Genomic DNA, 4732 nt, shown 5'->3' with positions numbered 1-4732 from the left:
GTAATGCTAGGAGGAATGAAATTATGCCTGAAGGAAGATATCTGATTGGTGTTGATGTTGGTACAAGCGGTACCAAATCGATTTTGATTGATGAAACCGGAGCGGTTAGGGCGAGAGCGTTGATAGAGTATCCGCTTTATACACCAAAGCCATTGTGGGCCGAACAAGACCCTGCTGATTGGTGGAATGCTACTGTCGGTACGATTAGAAAGCTTATCGAGGAAACCGGTATCAAAGCATCGGAAATCCGTGGAATAGGACTGTCTGGTCAAATGCATGGTTCAGTTTTTCTTGATGCTCAGAACCAGGTTATTAGACCTGCTTTGCTTTGGTGTGACCAGCGAACGGCTGCAGAATGCGCATGGATAACCGATACTGTCGGCAAAAATAAAATTATCGAATTGACTTTAAACCCAGTATTGACAGGCTTCACTGCAGGCAAGATCATTTGGCTTCGCAACAACGAGCCGAAGAATTATGAAAAGGTCCGTAAGGTTCTCTTGCCCAAAGACTATATCCGCTTCATGCTGACGGGCGAATATGCTACTGAAGTTTCTGACGCCTCAGGAACGAGTCTTTTCAACGTTAAAAAACGCGATTGGGCGTATGAAGTACTCGATGCGATAAATATCCCGAAAGAGTGGATGGCTAAGGTCTATGAATCGCCTGAAGTGAGCGGATGCATCTCTGCCGAAGCGGCTGCGCTGACAGGATTAAACCCAGGAACCCCTGTTGTTGGTGGTGGAGGCGATCAAGCTGCCGGAGCAGTGGGTAATGGCATCGTTGATACCGGTGTCGTATCGTCGACAGTCGGCACATCAGGTGTGGTTTTCGCATTCTTGGACGAGCCAAGCGTTGATCCTGAGTATCGAACCCATACTTTCTGTCATGCAGTGCCCGGCAAATGGCATGTAATGGGCGCAATGCTTTCAGCTGGAGGAAGTTTGAGATGGTATCGAGATACATTCTGCGGCGAGGAGAAGAGTGTAGCGGCTTCTTTAGGAAAAGACCCTTATGAACTCATCACTGCCGAAGCGGCGACCGTGCCGGTAGGATGCGAAGGGCTTATATTCCTCCCATACTTAACCGGTGAGCGAACGCCTTATCCCGATCCAAATGCTCGCGGTGTCTTCTTTGGCGCAACTTTAAGACACAATAAATCATATTTTGCCCGCGCAGTGCTTGAAGGAGTGGCTTATGGGCTTAATGACTCATTTGCCATTTTCGATGTGATGGGCGTGTCGGTTACTCAAGTTCGAGCATCGGGCGGTGGCGCTCGCAGTCCGTTATGGCGACAGATGCAGGCCGACATAACCGGGCGTGAGCATGTAATGATTAATGTCGATGAAGGCCCGGCATTTGGAGTCGCGTTGTTAGCAGGCGTCGGAACCGGAGTTTGGAAGAGCGTTTCCGAAGCTTGTCACTCGACGATTCAAGTTACTGACCGCATTCAACCGAATATGGAATTGAATAAACAATATGCCCCTTATTATCGAATGTATCGTCAGCTTTATCAGGATTTGAAACCTCGTTTTACCGAACTGACAAAAATGGGCTAGCGATGGAAGGATTTGAAATCGTAGCTAACAGGAGGAATTTATGAAGTTTTTCTTAGACACAGGTGATGTTGGTGAAGTCCGCACGGCTTATGAGTGGGGGATTATGGATGGGGTTACAACCAACCCAACACTAATCGCAAAAACGGGTCATCAATTTAAAGAAACGGTACTAGAGATTTGCAGTATTGTCCCGAATGGAGCGATTAGCGCTGAAGTTGTGGCGACGACTTATGAGGAGATGCTAAAGGAAGCTTATGAAATTCATTCATGGCATCCGAATATCGTTATTAAAATCCCCATGACCAAAGATGGGATGCGCGCCCTAAAGAAGCTTAGCAGTGAGGGTATTCGAGTTAATGTAACGCTGGTGTTCTCTCTTTCGCAAGCTTTAATTGCAGCAAAGAACGGCGCAACTTTTATTAGCAACTTCGTTGGGCGCGTTGATGATATAAGCGGGGAAGCGATGTCGGCAGTCGTCGATACAGTCGATATGGTGAATACCTATGGCTTTAAGAGCGAAGTCTTGGTAGCCAGCATTCGCCACCCAATTCATGTCGTCGAATCTGTCCGCGCCGGCGCTCACATCGGAACGATGCCGTTTAAAGTGATGGAACAACTCTTCCACCACCCCTTAACCGACATCGGCCTCGAACGCTTCCTAGACGATTGGAATAAAGCAGGTTTATACATCTTCAAAAAATAGAAGGTGTAGGTCTAGATTTCGTTAGCAAAGCGTAGCGTTGTAGTTGAAATCTTAGCGTTGGCAGCTCATCAAGCTAGGTATCATCCGCAAGACCTCACCCCCTACTTCGTAGGCCCCTCTCCGTGACACGGAGAGGGGCGTCCAATACCAATAAAACCTTTTGGCGTGGAGAAGTTATTGAAGATCCTTCGACTACGCTCAGGGTGACGTACCTTCGCTAAAGCTACGGTACGTAGGGGGTTAGCCCCCTGACCTCAAATCCGCAATCTTGCTTCTTGCTTCTTGCCTCTTGCTTCGATCTCTCTCAGTTCCAAGCCTGTAACTAATACTAGGTAAATGAATAGCAGAGTTAAGGAATAATGCAATAGCGAGCGGAACTTTAATAATATCAATCTGTGCTCGTCCAGGGAACCAAGATGCGAATCAAGCTGGGCACTGGACGTAATTCACTTGCTAAAGCGCAAGCGGATGCGTCCATTATAATGCTACGGGAAGATCATCCTTTAGCTGAGTTAGAGCTATATTTCGTCTCTGCGGGATCTGTAAGTAATGGATCCCCATTAATTCCTGACATCCATTTTAAAGGGATGTATGTTCCTGAACTCCAGCAAGCATTGCTAGATGGCGAGATTGATATTGCGGTTCATGGTGTAAAAGATCTTCCCAACGGAATCGCCCCTGGAACAGTGATTGCTGCAATACTTCCAAGATCTGACCCACGAGATGCTTTAGTCACTAGCGACCAAAGAGATCTTCCTCAATTAATGCCGGGAGCTACAATTGGAGTTGATACCGTTTGTAGACGAGTTCAGTTGAAAGCGCTTCGTTCTGACCTCAAAATAGTTGAGATTTACGGAGGGACTGAAGAGAGATTAAAGAAACTGCAGACCGGTGAGTGTGATGGCGTTATTGTAGCTGTCTCCGCGCTCGTACGGTTGAATATGCTGCATCGGGCTGCCCAGATGTTTAAAATCACTGATATTGTCCCCAGCGCAGGTCAAGGCGCGATTGCATTGCAAGTACGTGATGATGATCCCATTGCCTACACACTTGCCTCCGCAATCAGTCATGAACCAAGTCGCCTGGCTGTTCTTGCAGAATGTTCATTTCTCGAAGCCACTAGCGCTGAATCAAATCTTCCCGTAGGCTCTTATGCTAAAGTGAATGAAGACGAACTCAGTTTAGTCGGCATTGTCGCTACACTTGATGGGAAAAGTTTCCACCGCAATAGTCTCGTTGGTGATCCCGCCAACGCTATTGAACTCGGCCATCGCCTTGCCGATATGCTTTTAGCCGCTTAATAGTTACTTTCTTGATGTGCTTAAATTGACTTTCAAACACTTCATAAACGTATGGTAAAATAGATAGTTAGAATAGCTAAGCAAACACCTCTTGACGTGGGCGTGTATAATATAATTGAGGTGGTTAATGGATATCGTCATACCAGAGAATGTGCAGCACCTATATGAGAACAAACAGGGGAGTGAGATAACAAAATACCCGCACCCTATTTTACGCCAGAAAGCTGTTGAAGTAATACGTTATAATCCTGAGCTGCAGCGATTAGTTGACCGCATGATTGATAATCTTCATGAAGGGAATGGGGTTGGTTTGGCTGCGCCTCAGATAGGGGTTAGCAAGAGAATAATAATTTTCATGCCCCCTGAAGAATCACCGAAGGTTGTGGTTAACCCTGTGCTTTCAGATTTGAGCAAAGAAACAGAGGTCGGGCTGGAGGGGTGCCTCAGCATTCCTTCGGTATATGGTGACGTGGAGCGTTCACTAAGAGTGGTGTTGACCGGATTTAATCGTCGCGGGAAGACTGTTCGCTATGAATTGGAGGGATTTCCTGCGCGCATAGTTCAGCATGAAGTCGATCATCTCGATGGTATCTTATTTATCGACAAGGTTGACCCTTCAACCCTTCATTGGAGCCTACCGGATGAAGATGAGGAAGAAGAAGCTATTTTAGTGGAAGCGAGGCGTTAGGATGCGCCTTTTGTTTTTTGGGACGAGCTTTTTTGCTGTGCCAAGCATAGAGGCGCTCTGTCGCTCTGAGCATGAAGTTATCGGTGTTGTATCTCAACCGGATCGTCCTGCCGGAAGAGGAATGAACCTAACGCAAACTCCCGTTAAAAAAGCCGCTTTGGCGATTGGTTTGGATGTTTTTTCCCCAGAGATAGCCCGCAACCCTGAGTTTATCGAACTTGTAAGATTACTCAATCCCGATGCATTAATCGTGGCAGCCTATGGGCAAATATTGCCTCAAGAACTGCTTGATATTCCACCCCATGGTGGAATTAATGTTCACGGTTCACTGCTTCCAAAATATCGAGGCGCTGCTCCAATTCAAAGGGCAATTTTATTAGGGGAAGAGGTTACTGGAATAACGATAATGCAGATGGATAAGGGAATGGATACCGGTCCTATCTGCCTGAAGCGTGAAGTCCCGATAGATCCTGATGATAAT

The 4732-nt window shown here is 46.8% G+C and carries 5 protein-coding genes; all 5 read left to right on the top strand.

Annotated features, from left to right (window positions below; translation table 11 throughout):
- Positions 1 to 23: 23 nt before the first annotated feature.
- Complete coding sequence (gene xylB / locus WCO51_09750; protein ID MEI6513541.1) at positions 24 to 1559, top strand: xylulokinase; 1536 nt, start codon at positions 24 to 26, stop codon at positions 1557 to 1559.
- A gap of 40 nt (positions 1560 to 1599) precedes the next feature.
- The gene (gene fsa, locus WCO51_09745) at positions 1600 to 2262 is read left to right on the top strand and encodes a fructose-6-phosphate aldolase (GenBank protein MEI6513540.1); all 663 of its coding nucleotides are present in this window, start codon (positions 1600 to 1602) and stop codon (positions 2260 to 2262) included.
- Positions 2263 to 2678: 416 nt separating this feature from the next.
- A complete protein-coding gene (hemC, locus tag WCO51_09740) occupies positions 2679 to 3563 on the top strand; it encodes a hydroxymethylbilane synthase (GenBank protein MEI6513539.1) in 885 nt (294 codons plus the stop codon).
- A 127-nt stretch (positions 3564 to 3690) separates the two neighbouring features.
- Complete coding sequence (def, locus tag WCO51_09735) at positions 3691 to 4251, top strand: peptide deformylase (GenBank protein MEI6513538.1); 561 nt, start codon at positions 3691 to 3693, stop codon at positions 4249 to 4251.
- 10 nt (positions 4252 to 4261) lie between these two features.
- The coding region (locus WCO51_09730; GenBank protein MEI6513537.1) for a methionyl-tRNA formyltransferase at positions 4262 to 4732 on the top strand (471 nt) is incomplete at its 3' end.

This window comes from bacterium (genome assembly GCA_037131655.1).
GTDB lineage: Bacteria > Armatimonadota > Fimbriimonadia > Fimbriimonadales > JBAXQP01 > JBAXQP01.
The sequence above is the reverse complement of the archived record's forward strand: the minus strand, read 5'-3'. Positions and strand labels throughout refer to the sequence as shown.

What these genes read in the sequence shown, in the direction of transcription:
- xylB (MEI6513541.1), top strand. Translation starts at nt 24, where the DNA reads ATGCCTGAAGGAAGATATCTGATTGGTGTTGATGTTGGTACAAGCGGT.
- fsa (MEI6513540.1), top strand. Translation starts at nt 1,600, where the DNA reads ATGAAGTTTTTCTTAGACACAGGTGATGTTGGTGAAGTCCGCACGGCT.
- hemC (MEI6513539.1), top strand. Translation starts at nt 2,679, where the DNA reads ATGCGAATCAAGCTGGGCACTGGACGTAATTCACTTGCTAAAGCGCAA.
- def (MEI6513538.1), top strand. Translation starts at nt 3,691, where the DNA reads ATGGATATCGTCATACCAGAGAATGTGCAGCACCTATATGAGAACAAA.